Source organism: Cryobacterium sp. MDB1-18-1 (genome assembly GCF_004402735.1).
Taxonomy (GTDB): Bacteria; Actinomycetota; Actinomycetes; order Actinomycetales; family Microbacteriaceae; genus Cryobacterium; species Cryobacterium glucosi.
In genome coordinates, this window is record NZ_SOFR01000087.1 from 1 (window position 1) to 2,497 (window position 2,497).

2 protein-coding genes are annotated in these 2,497 nt (G+C 60.1%); one reads left to right on the plus strand and one right to left on the minus strand.

Annotated features, from left to right (window positions below):
• A partial coding sequence (locus E3O50_RS19505; protein WP_206750890.1) for a hypothetical protein occupies nucleotides 1-440 on the plus strand: 440 nt, incomplete at its 5' end.
• Nucleotides 441-547: 107 nt separating this feature from the next.
• Here the strand turns inward: E3O50_RS19505 and E3O50_RS18805 are convergent.
• The gene (locus E3O50_RS18805; RefSeq protein ID WP_166790705.1) at nucleotides 548-940 is read right to left on the minus strand and encodes a DUF805 domain-containing protein; all 393 of its coding nucleotides are present in this window, start codon (nucleotides 938-940) and stop codon (nucleotides 548-550) included.
• Nucleotides 941-2,497 lie beyond the last annotated feature (1,557 nt).

Consider the following 2,497-nt stretch of genomic DNA (forward strand, 5'->3'; position numbering starts at 1 on the left):
TGGTGGGCAGATCTGTTGGCCATGAGTGGGCAGTTTTCATGGCCATCAGCGGGCATTTTCCGTGGCCGCCAGTGGGCAGTTCTTCATGGCCCTTGACACCCGGGGAACACGACCAGTGGGCGTTCGAGGCCGGATACGCGCAGAATGCTGTCGCTGCGGTGGCCTATGCTGCTCGTACGTGGCTGACCGATGAGCCACAGGAAGCGGTGTGGGCGGCACGGCAAGTCTATGAGGCGGCTGACTACGCCGCCCAGCTGCACCACCCCGGGGTAGCCGCGTACTCCATAGACGCGGAGGAGCGTTGGCGTCATTCGCCTGTTGTTGAGGGCGCGGTGAGCGCTCTGCTGGCTGACCTTGAGGCTGCGGCACAGGGAGACCCGATGAGAGTTCAGGAACAGTCTCGCGTGGGTGCCGGAGAACTTGCGCCCCTCTTCCCCTGACTTGATCCAGCCGGAGTTGACTTCTACTCCGACGGCGGCGATCCTGCGGCCAGCCGCTCAGGCGAGGCCACGGCAGGGGCCGAGCAACTCGTCGAGGTCGCGCTGGCTCAGACCGGATGCGGTGGTGCCAGAAGGTCATCGGGGGTCGCAGAGTCCGGTGCGGAGTCAGTTGTGGCTTTGACTTCGCTCGGTTGGCAGAGCATGACAATGATGATGATCGCACCGAGGATAGGGAGCAGTGCGAGAAAGAGGGAGCCCCATCCGTAGCCGGCATCTCGAAATCGGCGGACGGTCACGGCAAGTGAGGGGACGAGCATGCCAAGGTTCCAAATCAGAGGGAGAACCGTGTTGTGTCCCGTGAATGATTGGCCGATTCCAACGATGGCCTGTCCGACGACCCAGGCGAAGAGGGTCCACCACCAGAATTCGGATCGACTGGCGACACCGCGAAACTGGGCGTACTTCTTGAACACTGTGGAAACTGCCTGGCCGAAGTTCACGTCTATTCCCCCACTATACGAATGCATCCCAAGGAAGCTGCAGATTCACACGACCCCCGCTGCCAGAGTATCGACGACCGTGCGTTCTGAACCCGGCGCGGTCAACCCCAGTTCGAGGGATGCTGGAGGTTGTTGCCATTCAAACGGGTTGGGTGAATGGCCAGCAGGCGTTCTGCGTCTAGCGTTCCTGCTGACGGCTATGTTGACTGATATGGATCCATTCGGCGGCGACACTCGGTTCTTCACTGTCTAGATGACGAATTCGTCCGGGAAGGGCCGTGTTCGTCCAATGCACGTAGGTACCTGCCTGCTAGTCGTGATAGCAGGCATGGTGCTCTCCGGGTGCACCGCATTCGATGAACCCACGATGTCCTTGCCCCCGGACGGATCGGCCGCGGACCTCCGTCAGTTTGTGATAGCGGCCATTGACGCCGGGGACCAGCAGGCGCTTGTAGATCTCTTCGCGTCCGCCCCCTCGGCATACGCTGCCGAAAGTGCGGGCGTCGTCTTCGAAAAGTGCTCCAAAATCTCTCCCGCTGGATGCGAAATGAGCAGCGATTCCGACATCAGCCCGAAGCTAATGACAGTTCAATTGGTGGGCACGGCGAAGCAGGGCTCAACGGCGGGACAATCGTGCTCGTTTGCGTTGATTTGGTCGGGTGCGGGTCCGTGGAAGCTTGGAATCGGCACCACACTCCGAGTGCGTGATGTAGTGAGCGAGGTCGCGCTCGACACGACTGCAGTTTGAAGTGAACGGCAAAGCAGGCTGGTCAAGACGCTGCCCGAGCGGACGGTACAGCGACCGCTCCCTATCCGGTAATTTCGTAACGGAGCGCTTATGCCAGTTCGCATCACCAGCCCATCCATGAAAATCGCGTACGTAGTCGCTTGCTACGTTCTCGGCATCTTCGCCGCAATCGCAACGGTCACAGCAGGGCGCTTTTCGCCGGGAACGTTCTGATGGCAGCGCTCGTGGTCCTGGCAGTCGCCTTCGACGCGCTTCTTCCACGCGGAAGGCGAACCAGCTGCCCAGGAGCGTCCGTTGTGAAAGATGACGGCTCATCCGACTTCAGGTTTCATCTTTACTGTTTTGTTCGGTCTGCAGTTCAGTTACCTGGTGAGCATCGCGGTGGGTCCGCCCGAGGGTGGCGTACCAATCGTGGGCCTCTCGGTGAACGGGGTCATCGCAGCGTTGTTCTGCTTCTGTGTGATAGTCGGCACAAATCGCACTGCGACAAGACAGCCGTTCCATTACGGAGACCGCCGGGAATTCTCTTGACATCAAGGTGTTCCATGATCGCAGGAAGTGACTAAACGGACCTCGGACCGCTGGACGCCCGAAGTGACAATCCACCCAGCCGACCAGCGCTTCCGAGATTCGTACGCACATCAGAGAATCGTGTAGACCAACTTCACGGGATCCGCGGTTGTCGCGGCTATTGAGGATGAACCGTCGACGCCTGTTGATAGGCTCGTCCACCCGTTGTTGCTGGCCGCTTCGTACACCTTCCCGTTCGAGACGGTGTAGAGGTACTTCACGCCGCCAACGGTGATCGC